We start from the raw sequence: 17,287 nt of genomic DNA, 5'->3' as shown, positions 1-17,287 counted from the left end.
CCCATGACCAACCCCTTCGACGACCAGGACGGCACCTTCCTCGTGCTCGTCAACCCGGAGAACCAGCACTCGCTCTGGCCGCAGTTCGCGGACGTCCCCGAGGGCTGGACCACCGTCCACGGCCCCGACACCCACGCCGCCTGCCTGGAGTACGTCGAGCGGTCCTGGACCGACATGCGGCCCCAGAGCCTCGTCGACGCCATGGGCGCCGCGGACGCCCAGCGGTAGCGCGGCCCGCAGTGAACCTGACCGAAACCACGGAGGAGGCCCGCCTCGCGGCGGGCCCCGCCGGGCCGTCCGACGACCTCGCCGCGGCGCTGCTCACGCCCGAGGCCCGCCGGGACCCGTACCCGTTCTACGCCCGCATGCGGCGCGAGAGCCCGGTCCACCGCAGCGCCCAGGGCATCTGGTACCTCACCCGGTACGCCGACGTCGAGGCGGCCCTGGGCGACCTGCGGCTGTCCAACGACCGCGACCGGATGACCAGCGCCTTCGGCGCGCAGGGCGGCAACCTCAAGGCCCTCAGCCGGCTCACCGACCGGCTCGGCCGGGTGATGACCAACACCGACCCGCCGGACCACGCCCGCCTGCGCAAGCTGGCCAACCGGGCGTTCACCGCCCGGCGCGTCGAGGCCCTGCGCGACGGCATCCAGCGGATCGTCGACCGGCTGGTCGACGAGGCGGTCGCGGCCGGTCCGGCCATGGACCTGGTCGAGGCGGTCGCCTCCCCCCTGCCGCTCTCCGTCGTCTGCGAGCTGTTCGGCATCCCGCCCGAGGACCGGCCCCAGGTCAAGGCCTGGTTCCGCCGCTTCGGACGGCTGACCGAGGACATCGGCAAGACCGAGGCGGCGATCGACCAGTACGAGGAGTACCTCGCCCGGCTCGTCCGGCGCCGCCGGGCCGACCCGGGCGAGGACCTGATCAGCGCCCTGGTCGCGACCCAGGCGCAGGACGACCGGCTCACCGACGCGGAGCTGCTCTCGACCTGCTTCGTCCTCATCACCGCGGGCGACGAGACCACCACCCACCTGGTCGGCAACGGCATGCTCGCCCTGCTGCGCCACCCCGACCAGCTGGCCCGGCTGCGCGCGGACCCGGCGCTGATCCGTACCGCCGTCGAGGAACTGGCCCGCTACGACACGCCGACCCAGGCGATCGTCCGGGTCGTCGCCGAGGACGTCGGGATCGGTGGGCGGACGCTGCGCGAGGGCGAACTGGTCTACCTCTTCCTCGCCGCGACCAACCGCGACCCCGAGCGCTTCGAGGACCCCGACCGGCTCGACCTGTCCCGCCCCGGTAACCGGCACCTGAGCTTCGGCAACGGCCCGCACTTCTGCCTCGGCGGCCCGCTGGCCAAGCTCCAGGCCGAGGTGGCCCTCGGCACGCTGGTCCGCCGGCTCCCGGACCTGCGGCTGGCCGACGGGGCGGCGCTCGACTGGCGGCCCAACCCGCTGCAGCGGCGGCTCTGCGCCCTCCCGCTCACCTACTGACGACTGAACGACGACGAAGGAGAACTGACCATGGCCCGAGAGTTCGAGGTGCGCCGGGAGCAGGACCTGCCCGCCACCCCCGAGCAGGTCTGGCACGCGGTCGCCACCGGCGCCGGAAACCTCGGCTGGCTGTACACCATGGAGATCGAGCCGCACGTCGGCGGCAGGGTCTCCCGCGGTGACGGCACGGTGAAGGTGTGGGAGCCGCCGCAACACTTCGCCATCCGGGTGGCCATGGACAACGGGTTCTCCAACACGCTCACCTACCTGATCGACCCGGTGGACGGCGCGACGAGCCACCTGCGGATGGGAATCCACTGGGTCCACGAGGGCGTCTGGGACGAGACCTGGGACGTCAAGGCGGACGCGGCCGAGAAGCACGTCGACTTCTACCAGCACGGCCTGGCCGAGTACCTGCGGCACTTCGCCGGCCGCCCCGCCGTCTACGTCAAGGCCCAGCGCCCCGAAACCACCGCCGACCCCGCCGACTTCGCCGCCCTGCTCCGACGCCTCGGCGTCCCGGACGACGCGGCCGTCGGCGATCGGTTCACGCTCCACGTCCCCGGTCCGGACGGCGGCCCGGAGGAGGTGGTCGTCGACTGGCTCGACGCCGACTTCATCGGCCTGCGCGGCCCGGACGCGCTCTACCGGTTCTTCAACGGCAGCACCTGGAACTGGCCGGTCTGGCTGGGCCACCACCTGTTCGCGGAGGACGCCGACGAGCAACGGGCCACCAAGGCGTGGAACGCCTGGCTCAACGACACCCAAGCCTAGGACCCTCGATGGAAACCTCTGTGGAAACGCTGCTCTACGCCGCCGAACTCGTCGAGGAGAACGGCAGCTACACCCTCGTCGTCCAGGACGTGAGGCGGGACACCGTCCAGACCACCCCGGTCCCCAAGGCCATGGTGGACAAGCTCCCGACCTTCCTCCTCGCGCTCAGCGCCAAGCTCGGCTCCGCACCGTCGCGCAGCCGCTGGTAGACCCACGCGTCCCCGCGAGGCCGGTGCCGTCCGGAGGTTCCCGGACGGCACCGGCCTCGTGCCGTACCCGGCCGTACCCCGCCGTACCCGGCCGCGGCCGACCGCGGCCGTCGTGGGGCGTCAGGTGACGTGCAGGGTGAGCTCCGCGGTGTGCAGCCGCCCGGCCGTCTGGAACTGCAGGAAGACCCTCCAGTTCCCGGCCGAGCCGAGCATCGCGTAGAGGGTCAGCTCCGGCCCGCCGTGGTCGCCGTCGGTCCCTCCCGTCGGGTGCACGTGGGCCAGGGCCTGGTCGCCCTCGTGGAAGGCGGTCAGGTGGGCGAAGCTGTCCAGGTACGGCTGGAGGTCGGTGACCGGCCGGCCGTCCTGGGTGACGGTGGCGGTGAGCAGGAGGGCGCCGGCCTTCGGCTCGCTCCGGAGGGCGACGGTGTAGCCGTCGACGGTGGTGCTGCCGGCCGGAGCGGGCAGCGGCACCGGGGCGGAGGCCTCGCCGGGCACCTGCACGACGCGGCTGAGCACGATCTCGCTGCCCCTGCGGGCGTTGTTCCCCGGCACGAACGAGGCGTACATCCGCCAGGTCCCCGGGGCGAGGGCGGTCAGGTCCGCGGTCCAGGTGCCGTCGGCGGCCATCACCGGGTGCAGGTGCTGGAAGCCGGTGAGATCGGCGCGGATCGCGTAGAAGTGCAGCTTCCTGGTCTGGTGCACGGCGAAGTCGGTGACCGGGCGGCCGTCCGGTCCGGTGATGGTGAACGGGTAGGCCGCCGCGCGCCCGGCGGGCAGCTCGGCGGTCGCGGCGTCCAGGCGGTAGCCGTCCCGTTCGGCGGCCAGGCCGTCGGCCGCCGGTCCCGTGCCGGGCGTGCCCGCCGTGTCCGGGGCCGTCGGGCCGGCCGCCGCGACGGGTGGTGCGGCCATCGCGCCGTGGTCCATGCCGGGCATGCCGGGCATGCCGTCATGTGCGTCGAGCCCGCCGCGCGCGGAGAAGGCGCACGCGACGAGCCCGGCGACCAGCAGCAGCGGTACGCAGGACGCCAGGGCCCAGCGGCGGGAGAGCGAACGAGGATCAACGGACATCGACAGGTCTTTCCCGTGGGAGCACGCCGGAGAGGGCGCGTGGACGATCGGATACGCGCGGCCGGACCGGTCGTCCTCCCCTCTCGCTCCGCGGACCGTGCCGGGCGGGGGCGCCCGTCCGGCGACACCGTGAACGCCGGGAGGAATCCGCCCCCACCACACGGGAGACCCGCGCCGAGCGGCCCGATAACCGAAACCCGGCAGCCCAGCCCGGCCCAGCCCAGCCCAGCCCGGCCCGGGGCCGGGGCCCTTCCGGCCTCCCGCAGGCGGTGTCCCGGCCGGGCACCGGACATGCTCGACCCCGCCGGGTCCGCGTCGGCGGGGTCGAGTCGTGTCCGGTACCGGGCCCGGCGCCGAGGGCCCCCGGGCGGGTGGTGTCGGGCCGCGGTCGGAGCACGGTCCCGAGGTCAGCGTGCGGTCCCGCGGTCCGCGCCGGGTGCGGAGTGCGGCGCGGCGCGGTCCGGGTCGCCCTCGGGCGGAGCGGTGCGGGCCGAAGCCGGCCGGGCCTGGGCGGAGCCCGACGCTGCCGTCCGGGCCGGGAGCGGTGCGGCCGGACGGGTCTCGCCGGCCGGCCGGCCGGCGACCGGGGCGGGGGCCGTCGCCGGCACGCGGGAGGGCAGTGCGAGGCGGGCACCGACCGCGCCGAGCAGGCAGACGCCCGCGCCGACCAGGCAGGCGAGGTGGAAGGCGTCCATGAACGAGGTCTGGACGGCGGCCAGCAGGTCGCCGCGCCCGAGGGTCGTCGCGGTGCCGAGCGCGGAGGCGACCGAGCCCTCGGCGGCGTCGGCCGTGCGCCGCGGCAGGCCTGCGAAGGAGCTGGTGGCGAGCCGGGCCGCGTAGAGGGAGGTGAAGACGGAGCCCAGGACGGCGACGCCGAGCGTGCCGCCCGCCTCACGGGTGGCGTCGTTGACCGCCGAGCCGACACCGGCCTTGGCCGGCGGCAGCACGCTCAGGATCGACTCGGTGGCCGGGGCGGTGGTGAGCCCGAGGCCGAGGCCCAGCAGCACCATCTGGCAGACGACCTGCGGGTACGGGGTGAAGGCGGACGAGGCCGCGATCCACGCGAACGAGGTGCCGAGCAGCACGAGCCCGGCGGTGACCACGGCGCGCGTGCCGATTCTGGTCGCCAGGGCGACACCGCCGAGCGAGCCGAGTGCGATGGTCACCGCGACCGGCAGGATGCGCACACCCGTGGAGAGCGCGCCGTAGCCGCGGATGAACTGGAAGTACTGGGTCACCAGGAAGATGAAGCCGAAGAGGGCGAAGAAGGCGAGGGTCACCGACCCGCTGGCGGCCGAGAACGCCGGCGTGCGGAAGAGCGTCAGGTCGATCATCGGATGGGACCGGCCCCGCTCGACGAGGACGAACGCCGCGGTGAGCGCGACGGCTGCGGCGAAGCCCGCCACGGTGGCCGGGGCGCCCCAGCCGCGGTTGGGGGCCTCGATGATCGTGTAGACCAGGACGCCGACGGCCGCCGAGGAGCTGACCAGCCCGTGCAGGTCCAGGCGCGCCGAGGCCGGGCTGCTCGACTCCGGCACCCAGGCCCAGGCCGCCACCAGGGCGATCAGGGTCACCGGAACGAGGGCCAGGAAGACCGAGGGCCAGCCGAAGTGCGCCAGCAGCAGGCCGCCGGCCACCGGGCCCACCGCGACGCCCAGGCCCGTCACGGCGCCCCACACCCCGATCGCCTTCGCGCGGGAGCGGCGCTCGGGGAAGGTGTTGCTGATGATCGAGAGGGTGGTCGGGAAGATGGCCGCCGCGCACGCTCCCATCGCGAAGCGCACCGCCACCAGCGCGCCGGGCGATCCGACCGCGCTGCCCAGCGCGCTGGTGGCGGCGAAGCCGGCGAGCCCGAACAGCAGGGCGGGCCGGCGGCCGAACCGGTCGCCGAGCGAGCCCGCCGTCAGGACCAGCGCGGCGAAGGCCAGGTTGTAGCCGTCGACGACCCACTGCAGGTCACGGGTGGTGGCGTCCAGCTGCTTGCTCAGTTCGGGCAGTGCGACGTTGACGATCGTCGTGTCCAGATTGATCGCGAACGCGGCCAGACAGACCGTGGCCAGGACGAGAAGGCGTCGGTGGGGGGAGAGGGCGGTCATGGCACACACTCCATTCGCCAGGAATGTTGACAGCGGTAACATGCGCTGATTGACACGTTTCCATCCAAAGTGGACACTGTCAACACATGGTCTGAAACGGGGTGGAACCTTGGAGAATCGGACATATCACCACGGCAATCTCCGCGAGGCCCTGGTCACCGCCGGCGTCGCCCTCGCCCGCGGGGGCGGACCCGACGCGGTGGTCCTGCGCGCCGCCGGGCGCGAGGCCGGCGTCTCCCACAACGCCGCCTACCGCCACTTCGCCAGCCACGAGGACCTCCTCGCCGCCGTGGCCGCCCGCTGCATGGACCGACTCGGCAGGCTCATGATCCAGCGCACCGCCGACGTCGCCCCCGCCGACCCCGAGCCCCTCGCCTGGGCGAGACTCGAAGCCGTCGGCCGCGCCTACATCGACTTCGCCCTCACCGAACACGGCTGGTTCCGTACCGCCTTCTGCGGCGCCACCCCCGACCCCGGCCACCACTCCGGGGTGCGCCCCGAACCCGGGACCGACCCGTACCTGCTGCTCTCCGCCCGCCTCGACGAACTCGTCGACACCGGCGCCCTGCCGCCCGAGCGGCGCCCCGGCGCGGAGTACGGCGCCTGGTCCGCCGTCCACGGACTCGCCCACCTCCTCACCGACGGCCCCCTGCACGACCTGCCCCCCGACGAGGTCCGGCGCGCCGTCGACACCGTCCTCGCCACCATCGCCCGCGGCCTGTGACCTTCACCGGACGCGAACCGCCGTCCGGGAGGCAGCGGGGCACGGCCGACGAGCCGGCCGGCGTCCTGGGCGGCGTCCCGTCCGACGATCCGTCCGACGATCCGTCCGACGCGCCTTCGTGCCGCCGGCCGCGCCCGGGCGGAAACCGGGGCGCCGGCCGCGCCCACCTGGTCCGCCCGGACGGGGACGGCGTCACGGTCGTCTCCCACCGCGCGGGCACGCGCCTGGCACTGTGGCGCGGCTGACGCCGTGACAGCGGGCCTACGGCGGGCCGCAGTCCGCCCCCGGCGGCCCGAGCGGCCCGGGTCGCGCCGCCGCCGCGGCGGCCGGGGGAAAACCGCTTTCCCGCGGTCTGAGCAGGGTGATAGACATCCGGGGTGCAGAACACTCTCAACTTCTCCGACCTCCTGCGGCTGATCGACGAACGGTCGACCGCTTTCCGGGCCGCGGTCGCCTCCGCGCCCGACCTCGACGCGCCGGTGCCGACCTGCCCCGAGTGGACGCTGTTCGATCTGGCGCAGCACCTGGGCGGTGGCGACCGCTTCTGGGCCGCCATCGTCGGTGCGGGCCCCGCCGACGCCCCGCCGGCCGAGGCCGCCGCCGAGCGGGCCGCCCTGACCCCGCCGCGGGAGCGCGAGGCCCTGGTGGCCTGGCTGGAGGAGTCGACGCAGTTGCTGCTGGGCGTGCTGCGGGAGGCGGGCCCGGACGCCGGCTGCTGGGCGTGGTGGAGTGACCTGCAGACGCCGCGGACCTCCGGCGGTGTCGCCCGGCACCGGGTCCAGGAGAGCGCGGTGCACACCTACGACGCCCAGCTCGCCGCGGGCGCCCCGCAGCCGCTGCCGGCCGAGGTGGCCGTCGACGGTGTCGAGGAGTTCCTGTTCACCTGTGTCGCGACGCTCAGCGCCTGGCCGCACAAGCCCACCGCCTTCGACTTCCACGCCGCCGAGGGGCGCTCCTGGCGCCTCACGGTCGACGGCGACGGCGCCCGGACGGTCCGTCTGCCCGCCGCCGGCGGTGGCGAGGGCCTGGACGCACCCGGCATTTCCCTCCACGCCACGGCTGGTGAGCTGGTGCTCTTCCTCTACAACCGCGTCCCGGCGGACTCCCTGCGGATCGACGGCGACGCCGGGCTGAACGACCTGCTCCGCGACTGGGAGCCGGAGGAGTAGGACGTCACGGGGCGCCGGCTGCGGCGCCCCGGGCCGGGGTGGGCACGACGGCCCGTGTCCGCCCGGCCCGCCGCAACACCGGCAGCGCCCTCAGGCCCGCGCGAGCGGACATGAGGGCGCGTCAGGCGGAAAGCCGGGCTCAGGCGCCGGGCAGCGGCCGGACGGTCAGGATCTGCTCGGCGTGGCCCACCGGGCCGTCGAGGTCGTGCAGGACGGAGCTGGTGCGGCCGTGGCCGGCCGGTCCGAAGCTGACCGTGGTGTCCAGGCCGGTCCACGGGCCCCGGGGCTGCCGGTGGAGGTGGACGGTCAGGTCGAGGTTGGGGAACATCCACGCGGTGGGCTGCTGCTGCACGGCTATGCCGTTGGCGGTGTCCACCAGGGCGAGGTAGGACGCGAGCGGGCTGCTCGGCTCGCCGGCGACCAGGGACATCCGGCTGGAGATCCAGGCGAGGGAGCGGCCCGGCCGGGCCGCACTCCGTCGCACCTCGATGGAGGAGACGTAGCCGCCGTCCCACTGCTCGCCCATGTTCCACGGGGCGACGGCCTCGGGAGGGGCGACCCGCTCGTGGGGGCTGTCGGCGACCGCGCCGGTGTCGGCCACGGCGAGCAGCCAGGCCCGGGCCCGGACCACCGCGCGGTCGGCGATGAGGACGACGGCCTCCAGCAGTTCGATGGTGCGGCCCGGCCGCACGCTCTCCACCCTGATCTCGCACTCGTCGAGGGCGATCGGCCCGAGGATGTCGTAGCTGATCCGCGCCAGTGCCAGCCCGTCGTCCGCGCGCGCGGCGCGGAAGCGGTCGATCGCGTGGGCGACGAGGCCCGCCAGCGGGCTGAAGTGCTGTTCGTCGGTGTTCCAGGCGCCCCCCGCGTGGGCCGTGGGCTTGTAGCGGTGCTCGTCCGTCCGCTGGTAGTAGCTGTCGGGCGCGACGGTGCCGGTGGTCACGGGACGGTTCTCCTCGGGGGGATCGCAGGGCGCGGGACACGACGGGTCGTTCGATCTTGCGGGTGCCCGCGCCGAGGATCGTAGGGGGCCGAACGGCCCGGGAGTCGAAAGGGTGAGGGATGCCACACCGCACCGAGGCGCCGGCCCTCTCCGCCGTCCGCGCGACCGGCTCCGTGACGCCCGGCGGCCCGACCGCGGGTCACCCCGTACCGACCCCGTAGCGACCCCGCACCGACCTCGGACCGACCCCGGGGCGATCCGCGCGGAGCCGCTCAGCCGCGACCCGCACCCAGGGCCGAGTGGGTGGCCCGGTAGCGGCTGGGCGGGGTGCCGCGGTGGCGGGCGAACGCGCGGGAGAAGGCGAACTCGGAGGTGTAGCCCACGCTGTTGGCGATGCGGGTGACGGAGTCCTTTGTGTCCCGGAGCCTTCGTGCGGCGATCTCCAGGCGCCAGCGTGTGAGGTAGGCCAGCGGGGGCTCGCCGACGAGGCGGGTGAAGCGGCGGGACAGGGTGGCCCGGGAGACGCCGACCTCGCGGGCCAGGGCGTCCACGGTCCACGCCCGCCCGGGTCCTTCGTGGATGAGGGAGATCGCGGCGGCGACCTCGGCGTCGCGCAGGGCCGCCCACCAGCCGGCGCCGCGGTCCGGGGCGTCCCGGGAGGCCTCCCACTGACGCAGGACGTGGACGAAGAGGACGTCGACCAGCCGGTCGGTGATGGTCTGTGAGCCCGGAGCCGGGTCGGCGAGTTCGGCGGTCAGCATGCGCAGCGTCTCGGTGAGGTCGTGCCGGCGCGCCGAGGGGTCGTCGCGCAGCAGCAGCACCGGCGGCAGGGACAGCAGCGGGTGGGAGGCGTGGGTGTCGAAGCGGTAGCCGCCGCAGACGAGGCGGGTCCGGGGCCCGGGCCCGGGGAAGTCGATCGGTGTGCCCGGTCCGCTGCGCTGCGCCCGGGTGACGTCCTCGAACCGGACCGTCGGTCCCGTCGGGTCGCCGGCCATCTCGTGGCCGGTGCCGGCCGGCAGCAGGACGAGGTCACCTGCCGTCAGGGGGAGCGGGGCGGCGCCCGGCAGACGCAGCCAGCAGCTGCCCCGGGAGACGTGGTGGAACACGGCCGAGGGCAGGCGCGGGAACTCGATCCCCCACGGCCCGGCGGCATGCACCCTGGCGGTGACGGTGCCGCCGATCTTCGTGGCGGACAGCACATCGGCGAGGACATCCATACCCGCACACTACCCGTGGTGAGACGAACGGACAGGAATCCGCCTCGGACAGGCATGGAGAGGCTCAACGGGCGGACATAGTGTCACCTTCATGGCACACACCACAGTCGTTCCGGTACCGGTCATGGGCAAACACAACGTCAACGCCTTCCTGCTGCTGGGCCGTAGGGCCGTCCTGGTCGACACCGGCATCCCGGGCAGCGGTGCGAAGATCCTGGCGCGGATCGCCGAGCACGGCATCGGGCCCGGCGACGTCTCGGCGATCGTCATCACCCACGCCCACATCGACCACTTCGGATCCGCCGCGGAACTGCGCCGGGCCACCGGGGCCCCGGTGATCGCGCACATCGCGGACATCGGGCCCTACACGACCGGCCGGATCCGGGAACCGTACCTTCCCACCGGGCGGTTCGGCCGTTTCCTGGACCGGCTGGACGCCTTCCACGAGCACGCCGAACCCTTCCGGCCGGACCTGCTGGTCGACGGGCCCACGACGTTGTCCGAGCACGGCGTCGACGCCCGGATCATGCCCACCCCGGGGCACACCGCCGGGTCGATGTCGGTGCTCACCGACGAGGGCGAGCTCGTCGCGGGCGACCTGGTCGCCACCTCGTTCCTCGGTACGGCCCATCGCAGGCCGGCCAACCCGCCGTTCCACGACGACCCGGTCGGCAACCTGGCCAGCCTGCGGGCCATGCTCGCGCTGAAGCCGACCACTCTGCACGTCGGCCACGGCGGGCCGCTGGACCCGGCGCGGGTGGAGCGCTGGGCGGCCCGGGAACAGCACCGGCTGGACGGGCTCGCCGCCCGCGGCCGGCTGCGCACCCGGGCGGAAGCGGCTCCTCGGTGACCGGTCGACCGGCCGGCGTTCGACAGCGCTCGTGCCGCGACCGGCCGGCCGAGGTGGTCCCGATGCCGGCGCCGACCCTGCGCGGAGACGGAGTTCGAGCGGATCGGGACCGGGGCGGCGGGAGCGCGCCCGGGGCGTGACGCCGGCCTGCTCCGTGTGGAGCCCACGAGTGGTGGGCGTCTCCCCGTCGACGCACGCTGGCCGTGCAGTGCCCGCACGAACCACGCGGCGGGCAGAACCGCGCAGTGCCGTCCCCCTGCGCGACGTGAGAGAGACGAGATCACATGAGGGATCAGGGCATCAGCCCGGGCTGCCTGCCGTCCGTCCGCGGGATCGGCAGGTCCGGACGAAGACGGGTGGGGCACCGGTCCGCGCGGCGGCGCCCCGGGGGTTCGCGCACCGGGGTGGCGCTCGCCGCGGCCGGCCTGGCCTTCCTGGGCGCGGTCGGCCCGACGCCGAGCAGTGCGGTGTCACCGCCCGTCCGTGAGCCCCTGTCAGAGGCTCCGGCGCGGTTCATGCCCGGGCCCTGCCCCGAGACGCCCGAGCCGGTCCCCGGGCGGTGCGGGTTCCTGGAGGTGCCCGAGAGCCGCGAGCCGCACGAACCCGGCGGGCGGGGCGGGCGGACGATCCGGCTGGCCGTGGCGGTCGTTCCGGCCGTGTCGGCGACGCCGGCCGCGGAGCCGGTGGTGTTCATGGAGGGGGGTCCCGGCGGCGACGCGTTCGGGAGCATTCCCTTCCTGGTCGCCTCCGGTGTCAACCGCGACCACGAACTGATCGTCATGGCGCAGCGGGGGACGCTGCACTCCCGGCCGAGCCTCGCCTGTCCGGAGATCGACCGGTTCAACGCGACCGCCGTGGGGCTGCGGTACGACGCGCCGTCGACCGGTCGGCTCCTGGTGCGCGCGGCCCGGGAGTGCCGTGACCGGCTGACGGCCGACGGGGTCGAGCTGAGCGCCTACAACACCACCGAGAACGCCGCCGACTTCGCCGACCTGCGCAGGGCGCTGGGCATCGGGCGGTGGAACGTCTACGGGTACTCCTACGGCACCGAACTGGCCCTCACCTACCTGCGCCTGCACCCCGAGGGCATCCGCTCGGTGGCGATCGACTCGGTCGTACCCCCGCAGATCGTGAGCCTGCCATGGACCTGGGACAGCGCCCGGGAGGGGATCGGTGCGATCTTCTCGGCGTGCGCGGCCCAGCCCCAGTGCAGGGACCGTTACCCGGACCTCCCGCGCACGCTGACGGAGCAGGTCCGGCGGCTGGAGGCGCACCCCCTCACGGTGAGCGCGCAGCCCCCGGGGGGAGGCGCCCCGGTGAAGGTCGTCCTCGACGGGGGCGCGCTGGTGAACCTGCTGGTCGCCAACGCCGTCAAGGCCGTTGACGTCCCCGCAGCGCTCGACGAACTCGCGCACGGGAACCCGGAGCGCTTCGCCCGCGCCCAGGCCGCCGGCGCGGCGCCCGTCATCGGCGAGGTCGCCCACGGTCTGACGCAGTCGGTGGCCTGCAGCGAATGGGTGCCGGGCCACTCGGAGGCCGACCTGCTCCAGGCGGGGCGCCGGGCCTTCCCCGGGTGGCCGGACACGGTCCTGGCCCAGGCCCCGCAGCTGCCCTTCGAGCACGACGTCTGCCGCGCCTGGAACGTCCCGGACCGCACCGCCGTCCAGCGGGTGGCCACCCGCAGCAGTGTTCCGGCGCTCGTCGTCTCCGGAAGCTTCGACGCGAAGACCGGGGCGAGCTGGGGCCCGTACACGGCCCGGACGCTGTCCCGCTCGACCACCGTGCTGATCCCGGGAATCGGCCACTTCGTCGTGCCCCAGTCGCCCTGCGCGCAGAGCGTCCTGGCCTCCTTCCTCGCGCGCCCGACCGCGCCCGACACCGCCTGCGTGGCGGGGCTGGAGCCCCAACCGTTCACCATCGCCCCTGAGCCGGAGACCGCATGATGCCCGTCCGCCCGCCCCACCGCCGCCGCACCGTCCGACGGCTCCGGACCACGCTGGCCGGGGCCGCGGCCGGTGTCCTCCTCGCCGGCCTCGCCGCCCTGCCCGCCCAGGCCGGGGACGGCGCCGAGGAGCCGCTCGGCACGGTCGCCAGGACGGCGGGCCACGCCCGGTTCGAGCCGGGCCCCTGCCCGCGGACGGCGGACCCGACCCCCGAACTGGAGGGGGCCCGCTGCGGAACGCTCACGGTGCCCGAGAACCGGTCCCACCCCAGGGGACGGAGGATCACCCTCGCGGTCGCGATCGTGCCGGCCACGCAGAAGCGGGCGCCCGACCCGATCGTGTGGTTCGCCGGCGGCCCCGGCGACGACGCGAACTCCGAGATCCGGTTGGCGGTCGCCGGCGGCCTGAACCACGACCGGGACGTGATCTTCATGTCCCAGCGGGGGACCTACTCGGCCGACCCGGCCCTCACCTGCCCGAACGTCGACCAGTTCAACGCGGACGCCCTCGGCCTCGTCTACGGTGCGCCGTCCACCGGGCGCCTGCACGTCGAGGCGACGCAGGTCTGCCGCGACCAGCTGGTGGGCCGCGGGGCCGACCTCGGCGCGTACAACAGCACCGAGAGCGCCGCCGACTACGCCGACCTGCGCGTCTCGCTCGGCATCCAGCGGTGGAACGTGTTCGGCATCTCCTACGGCACCGACCTGGCGCTCCTCTACATGCGCCTGCACCCGGAGGGCCTCCGGTCGGTCGGCATCGACGGCGTCCTGCCACCGTCCCTGGCCGGGGGAGCCGTGACCTGGAAAGCCGCACGGGAGGGCTTCGACGGCATCTTCAAGGCCTGCGCGGAGCAGCCCGCCTGCAACGACCGCTACCCGGACCTGAAGGCCACCTTCGAGCGCCTCGTCAGTGAGCTCGAAGCCCGGCCGGTCACCACCACCGTCACGGTCCCGGACCACCCGGACCCGGTGGAGGTCGTGCTGGACGGCGGAGTGCTGGTGAACTGGCTGACCTTCGCCAGCCACCTGGCGGCCGGCGTGCCCCGCTCCATCGACGAGCTGGCGCACGGCAACCCGCAGCGGATCGCCGAGCAGTGGGCGGGCGGGAAGCTCAGCCCGCAGGCCATGGGGAGACTGTCGTACGGGCTCTCCTACGGCGTCTTCTGCGGTGAGTGGACACCGTTCGAGAGCGAGGCCGACGTGATCGAGGCGGGGCGGCGCGCGTTCCCGTCGTTCCCCGAGTCGGTGCTGGCCAACGCACCGCTGCTCGCCTGGCTGCACGCGGACTGCCGCGCCTGGGACGTCCCCGCGGCACCGCGCTCGGTCCGGGACGTGACGCGCAGCGACATCCCGACGCTCGTCCTGTCGGGCGGGTTCGACTCCCAGACCGCACCGAGCAGCGGGCCGTACGCCGCCCGTACGCTGAGCCGGTCCACCGAGGTCACCGTCCCCTACGTCGCCCACGTGGTCTTCGCCGACTCGCCGTGCGCGCAGTCGATCACCCGGTCGTTCTTCGACACTCCGACCGCGCCGGACACGGAGTGCCTCGCGTGTCTCCAGCCGCCCGAGTTCGAGATCGGGGCCTGAGGCCGAGCGGCCGGCCGGTCCGGGAGGAACACCCTCGCCGGAGGACTGCCGAAGACACCGGGTCCGGCCCCGCCGTGCGAACGGCGGGGCCGGACCCGTGACGTTCCGCCGCCGGTGGTCCCGCCGCCGCCCGGGTGAACGGGCGGCGCGGCGGGCCGGACGGGGCCGGGGCCGGGCGGGTGCGGGGCCATGATCGCCGGGTTACCGGAGGCCCACATCGTCGGAGGCGGACATGCGGATCCTGCTCCTCGCCAGCGCGTTCAACAGCCTCAGCCAGCGGCTGTACGCCGAACTGCGCGAGCGGCGGCACCTCGTGGACGTCCAACTGGCGGGTGATGACGACGAGTTGCGGGCCTCGCTGGCCCGCCTGCAGCCGGACCTGCTGCTCGCCCCGATGCTCCGGACGGCGATCCCGCAGGACGTCTGGTCGGCGCTCACCTGCCTGATCGTCCATCCCGGCCCGCCGGGCGACCGCGGCCCCTCCTCCCTCGACCGGGCGATCCAGGACGGCCGGGCCGAGTGGGGCGTCACGGTGCTCCAGGCCGAGGCGGAGATGGACGCCGGGCCGGTCTGGGCGTGGGCGCCCTGCCGGCTGCCCGAGCGCGGCAAGAGCGACCTGTACCGCAACGAGGTCTCCGACGCGGCCGTCGCGGCCGCGCTGCTCGCCGTGGAGCGGGTCGCCTCGGGCTGCCACACGCCCCAGCCGCAGCACGGCCCCGGCTGGCGCCACCCGGTGCGCACCCGGCCCCTCCTGCGGCAGGAGGAGCGCCGGATCGACTGGGCCGGCGACTCCACCGGGACGGTGCTGCGCAGGCTCCGCGCGGCGGACTCCCAACCCGGGGTGCTCGACGCGCTGTGCGGCGGCGAGTGGTACCTGCACGGCGGGCACCGCGAGCCGGTGCTGCGCGGCCGTCCGGGCGAACTGCTCGCCACCCGCGCCGGCGCCGTGTGCCGCGCTACCCCGGACGGCGCAGTGTGGATCCCCGAACTCCGCCGCCGCCGTACGCCCGGCGGCCCCGCGACCTTCAAGCTTCCGGCCGTGACGGCGCTCGGCGCCCTGCTGCCGCCCGTCCCGGAGGTGCCGGTGCCGCTGATGCGGGGCGGGCGGGAGGGCGCTGCATGGTCGGACATCCGCTACCGCGAGGACGGCCCGGTGGGCTTCCTGCGCTTCTCGTTCCCGGGCGGGGCGATGTCCACCGACCACTGCCGGCGGTTGCTGGAGGCGTACCGCTTCGCCGCCGCCCGCCCGACCTCGGTGCTGGTGCTCGGCGGCGGCCGGGACTTCTTCTCCAACGGCATCCACCTCAACGTCATCGAGGCCGCACCGGACCAGGCCGCCGAGTCCTGGGCCAACATCACGGCGATGGACGACCTGGTCGCCGAGGTCCTCACCACCACCGACCGGCTGGTGGTCGCCGCCGTCGCGGGGAACGCGGCGGCCGGCGGGGTGATGCTGGCCCTGGCCGCTGACGAGGTGTGGTGCCGCCACGGCTCCGTCCTCAACCCGCACTACCGGCTGATGGGGCTGTACGGCTCGGAGTACTGGACGTACACCCTCCCGCGCCGGGTGGGCGCGGCGGAGGCCGAACGGCTGACCCGTCAGGCGCTGCCGGTGTCCGCGGCGGCCGCCGGGCGGATCGGCCTGGTCGACCGGATGCTCGACTGCGGGCCGCAGGAGTTCGGGCCGAGTGTGGCCCGCCTGGCCGGGCTGCTCGCCGCCTCGCCCACCGCCCAGCGCCGGATCGCGGCGAAGAAGGCCGCCCGCGAGGCCGACGAGCGGGCCAAGCCGCTGGAGGCGTACCGCGAGGAGGAGCTCGCGGTGATGCACCGGCAGTTCTTCACCCCCGAATCGCCGTACCACGCGCTGCGGTCCGCGTTCGTGCGCAAGCGCCCCGCGCCCGCCGGGTCCGCCGCGCCGATGTGACCCGAACGGCCCCGCCCGCTTGCGGCGCCCGGGTGACCCCTTCGGCTTTCCGGACCGGCGTTCGATCCCAACCGTTGCTATGACTTGTCTTCGAGCCATTTCGTCCGGCTCCCATCCCCGAGGAGGCATCCTCATGGGTGCTGCAACAACCGACACCGACGTGGTGCACATTCTCTGGATCAACGCCGGCCTCAGCTGCGACGGCGACTCCGTCGCACTGACCGCCGCGATGCAGCCGAGCATCGAGGAGATCGTCACCGGCGCGCTGCCCGGCCTGCCGAAGGTCGCGGTGCACTGGCCGCTGATCGACTTCGAGTGCGGCCCGGTCCAGGGCGCGGACAACTTCGTCGAGTGGTTCTTCAAGGCCGACCGCGGCGAGGTCGAACCGTTCGTCCTGGTCGTCGAGGGGTCCATTCCCAACGAGAAGATCAAGAAGGAGGGCTACTGGTGCGGCTTCGGCGACGATCCGGCCACCGGCCAGCCCATCACCACCAGTGAGTGGCTGGACCGGCTCGCTCCCAAGGCGACCGCCGTGGTGGCGATCGGCACCTGCGCCACGTACGGCGGCATCCACGCGATGGCCGGCAACCCGACCGGCGCGATGGGCGTGCCGGACTACCTCGGCTGGGACTGGAAGTCCAAGGCCGGGCTGCCGATCGTCTGCGTGCCGGGCTGCCCGATCCAGCCCGACAACTTCGCCGAGACGCTCACCTACCTGCTGTACCAGCTGGCCGGGTCGGCGCCGATGATTCCGCTCGACGACAAGCTGCGGCCCGCCTGGCTGTTCGGCGCCACCGTGCACGAGGGCTGCGACCGCGGCGGCTACTACGAGCAGGGCCAGTTCGCCACCGACTACGGCACGCCCGAGTGCCTGGTGCGGCTCGGCTGCTGGGGGCCGGTCGTCAAGTGCAACGTCGCCAAGCGCGGCTGGATCAACGGCGTCGGCGGCTGCCCGAACGTGGGCGGCATCTGCATCGCCTGCACCATGCCGGGCTTCCCGGACAAGTTCATGCCCTTCATGGACCCGCCGCCCGGCTCGCGGGTCTCCACCAGCGCCAGCACCGCGTACGGATCGCTGATCCGGCGGCTGCGCACGATCACCCAGAAGACCGTCGACAAGGAACCGAAGTGGCGCCGCACCGGCCGCCACCTGACCACGGGCTACCGCCCGCCCTGGTGACAGGCGAGGGCCGCACACCGACCGGTGTGCGGCCCCGTCGGCCTCCGCCCCGCTCGCAGACCCCGCAGACCTCGTAGACCCCGTAGACCCCGTAGACCCCGTAGACCTCGAAGA

15 protein-coding genes are annotated in these 17,287 nt (G+C 74.4%); 11 read left to right on the top strand and 4 right to left on the bottom strand.

Annotated elements, in window-relative coordinates; genetic code table 11:
• Positions 1-3: 3 nt before the first annotated feature.
• Genes ACFC1F_RS05470 through ACFC1F_RS05455 form a run of 4 tightly spaced genes read left to right on the top strand, consistent with a single transcriptional unit; the run spans position 4 to position 2,473 of the window.
• Entirely contained in the window at positions 4-228 is a 225-nt protein-coding gene (locus ACFC1F_RS05470; protein WP_209413878.1) for an MbtH family protein, read from the top strand.
• An 11-nt stretch (positions 229-239) separates the two neighbouring features.
• Positions 240-1,490: a cytochrome P450 gene (locus ACFC1F_RS05465; RefSeq protein WP_376155889.1), complete on the top strand. Its 1,251-nt coding sequence runs from the start codon at positions 240-242 to the stop codon at positions 1,488-1,490.
• Positions 1,491-1,520: 30 nt separating this feature from the next.
• Positions 1,521-2,264 (top strand): SRPBCC domain-containing protein, encoded by a 744-nt coding sequence (locus ACFC1F_RS05460; protein WP_376155887.1) that lies wholly within the window; start codon positions 1,521-1,523, stop codon positions 2,262-2,264.
• Positions 2,265-2,272: 8 nt separating this feature from the next.
• Complete coding sequence (locus ACFC1F_RS05455; RefSeq protein WP_209413875.1) at positions 2,273-2,473, top strand: hypothetical protein; 201 nt, start codon at positions 2,273-2,275, stop codon at positions 2,471-2,473.
• Positions 2,474-2,593: 120 nt separating this feature from the next.
• On the opposite strand, the gene ACFC1F_RS05450 is transcribed toward ACFC1F_RS05455, so the two are convergent.
• Positions 2,594-3,541: a hypothetical protein gene (locus ACFC1F_RS05450; RefSeq protein ID WP_376155885.1), complete on the bottom strand. Its 948-nt coding sequence runs from the start codon at positions 3,539-3,541 to the stop codon at positions 2,594-2,596.
• Between the two features lie 407 nt (positions 3,542-3,948).
• On the bottom strand, positions 3,949-5,637 hold the full coding sequence (locus ACFC1F_RS05445; RefSeq protein WP_376155883.1) for an MFS transporter: 1,689 nt from the start codon (positions 5,635-5,637) through the stop codon (positions 3,949-3,951).
• Positions 5,638-5,746: 109 nt separating this feature from the next.
• Between ACFC1F_RS05445 and ACFC1F_RS05440 the strand changes: the two genes are divergently transcribed.
• Both ACFC1F_RS05440 and ACFC1F_RS05435 read left to right on the top strand, forming a co-directional pair.
• Positions 5,747-6,361 (top strand): TetR/AcrR family transcriptional regulator, encoded by a 615-nt coding sequence (locus ACFC1F_RS05440; protein ID WP_376155881.1) that lies wholly within the window; start codon positions 5,747-5,749, stop codon positions 6,359-6,361.
• A gap of 377 nt (positions 6,362-6,738) precedes the next feature.
• On the top strand, positions 6,739-7,530 hold the full coding sequence (locus ACFC1F_RS05435) for a maleylpyruvate isomerase family mycothiol-dependent enzyme (RefSeq protein WP_376155879.1): 792 nt from the start codon (positions 6,739-6,741) through the stop codon (positions 7,528-7,530).
• A gap of 139 nt (positions 7,531-7,669) precedes the next feature.
• On the opposite strand, the gene ACFC1F_RS05430 is transcribed toward ACFC1F_RS05435, so the two are convergent.
• Entirely contained in the window at positions 7,670-8,473 is an 804-nt protein-coding gene (locus ACFC1F_RS05430; protein WP_376155877.1) for a thioesterase family protein, read from the bottom strand.
• Positions 8,474-8,745: 272 nt separating this feature from the next.
• Positions 8,746-9,690, bottom strand: coding sequence for a cupin domain-containing protein (locus tag ACFC1F_RS05425; RefSeq protein WP_376155875.1), 945 nt, complete (start codon positions 9,688-9,690; stop codon positions 8,746-8,748).
• A 91-nt stretch (positions 9,691-9,781) separates the two neighbouring features.
• Here ACFC1F_RS05425 and ACFC1F_RS05420 point away from each other — a divergent pair, with 91 nt between their 5' ends.
• The 5 genes from ACFC1F_RS05420 (at position 9,782) to ACFC1F_RS05400 (ending at position 17,173) form a co-directional block, all read left to right on the top strand.
• Positions 9,782-10,540, top strand: a complete 759-nt coding sequence (locus ACFC1F_RS05420) for an MBL fold metallo-hydrolase (protein ID WP_209413868.1) — start codon at positions 9,782-9,784, stop codon at positions 10,538-10,540.
• A gap of 515 nt (positions 10,541-11,055) precedes the next feature.
• The gene (locus ACFC1F_RS05415) at positions 11,056-12,483 is read left to right on the top strand and encodes an alpha/beta fold hydrolase (protein WP_376155873.1); all 1,428 of its coding nucleotides are present in this window, start codon (positions 11,056-11,058) and stop codon (positions 12,481-12,483) included.
• A complete protein-coding gene (locus tag ACFC1F_RS05410; RefSeq protein WP_376155871.1) occupies positions 12,480-14,069 on the top strand; it encodes an alpha/beta fold hydrolase in 1,590 nt (529 codons plus the stop codon). Before ACFC1F_RS05415 ends, ACFC1F_RS05410 begins: the two co-directional genes overlap by 4 nt.
• A 232-nt stretch (positions 14,070-14,301) precedes the next feature.
• Positions 14,302-15,993: an enoyl-CoA hydratase-related protein gene (locus ACFC1F_RS05405; protein ID WP_376155869.1), complete on the top strand. Its 1,692-nt coding sequence runs from the start codon at positions 14,302-14,304 to the stop codon at positions 15,991-15,993.
• A 133-nt stretch (positions 15,994-16,126) separates the two neighbouring features.
• A complete protein-coding gene (locus ACFC1F_RS05400) occupies positions 16,127-17,173 on the top strand; it encodes a hydrogenase expression protein HypE (RefSeq protein ID WP_209413866.1) in 1,047 nt (348 codons plus the stop codon).
• Positions 17,174-17,287 lie beyond the last annotated feature (114 nt).

This window comes from Kitasatospora sp. NPDC056181 (assembly GCF_042266225.1).
Classification (GTDB): Bacteria; Actinomycetota; Actinomycetes; order Streptomycetales; family Streptomycetaceae; genus Kitasatospora.
This window is presented reverse-complemented; position numbering and strand designations above follow the sequence as displayed.

Coding starts and splice junctions, on each gene's coding strand:
- ACFC1F_RS05470 (WP_209413878.1), top strand. CDS start 4: ATGACCAACCCCTTCGACGACCAGGACGGCACCTTCCTCGTGCTCGTC.
- ACFC1F_RS05460 (WP_376155887.1), top strand. CDS start 1,521: ATGGCCCGAGAGTTCGAGGTGCGCCGGGAGCAGGACCTGCCCGCCACC.
- ACFC1F_RS05455 (WP_209413875.1), top strand. CDS start 2,273: ATGGAAACCTCTGTGGAAACGCTGCTCTACGCCGCCGAACTCGTCGAG.
- ACFC1F_RS05450 (WP_376155885.1), bottom strand. CDS start 3,541: ATGTCCGTTGATCCTCGTTCGCTCTCCCGCCGCTGGGCCCTGGCGTCC.
- ACFC1F_RS05445 (WP_376155883.1), bottom strand. CDS start 5,637: ATGACCGCCCTCTCCCCCCACCGACGCCTTCTCGTCCTGGCCACGGTC.
- ACFC1F_RS05425 (WP_376155875.1), bottom strand. CDS start 9,690: ATGGATGTCCTCGCCGATGTGCTGTCCGCCACGAAGATCGGCGGCACC.
- ACFC1F_RS05420 (WP_209413868.1), top strand. CDS start 9,782: ATGGCACACACCACAGTCGTTCCGGTACCGGTCATGGGCAAACACAAC.
- ACFC1F_RS05415 (WP_376155873.1), top strand. CDS start 11,056: ATGCCCGGGCCCTGCCCCGAGACGCCCGAGCCGGTCCCCGGGCGGTGC.
- ACFC1F_RS05410 (WP_376155871.1), top strand. CDS start 12,480: ATGATGCCCGTCCGCCCGCCCCACCGCCGCCGCACCGTCCGACGGCTC.
- ACFC1F_RS05405 (WP_376155869.1), top strand. CDS start 14,302: ATGCGGATCCTGCTCCTCGCCAGCGCGTTCAACAGCCTCAGCCAGCGG.
- ACFC1F_RS05400 (WP_209413866.1), top strand. CDS start 16,127: ATGGGTGCTGCAACAACCGACACCGACGTGGTGCACATTCTCTGGATC.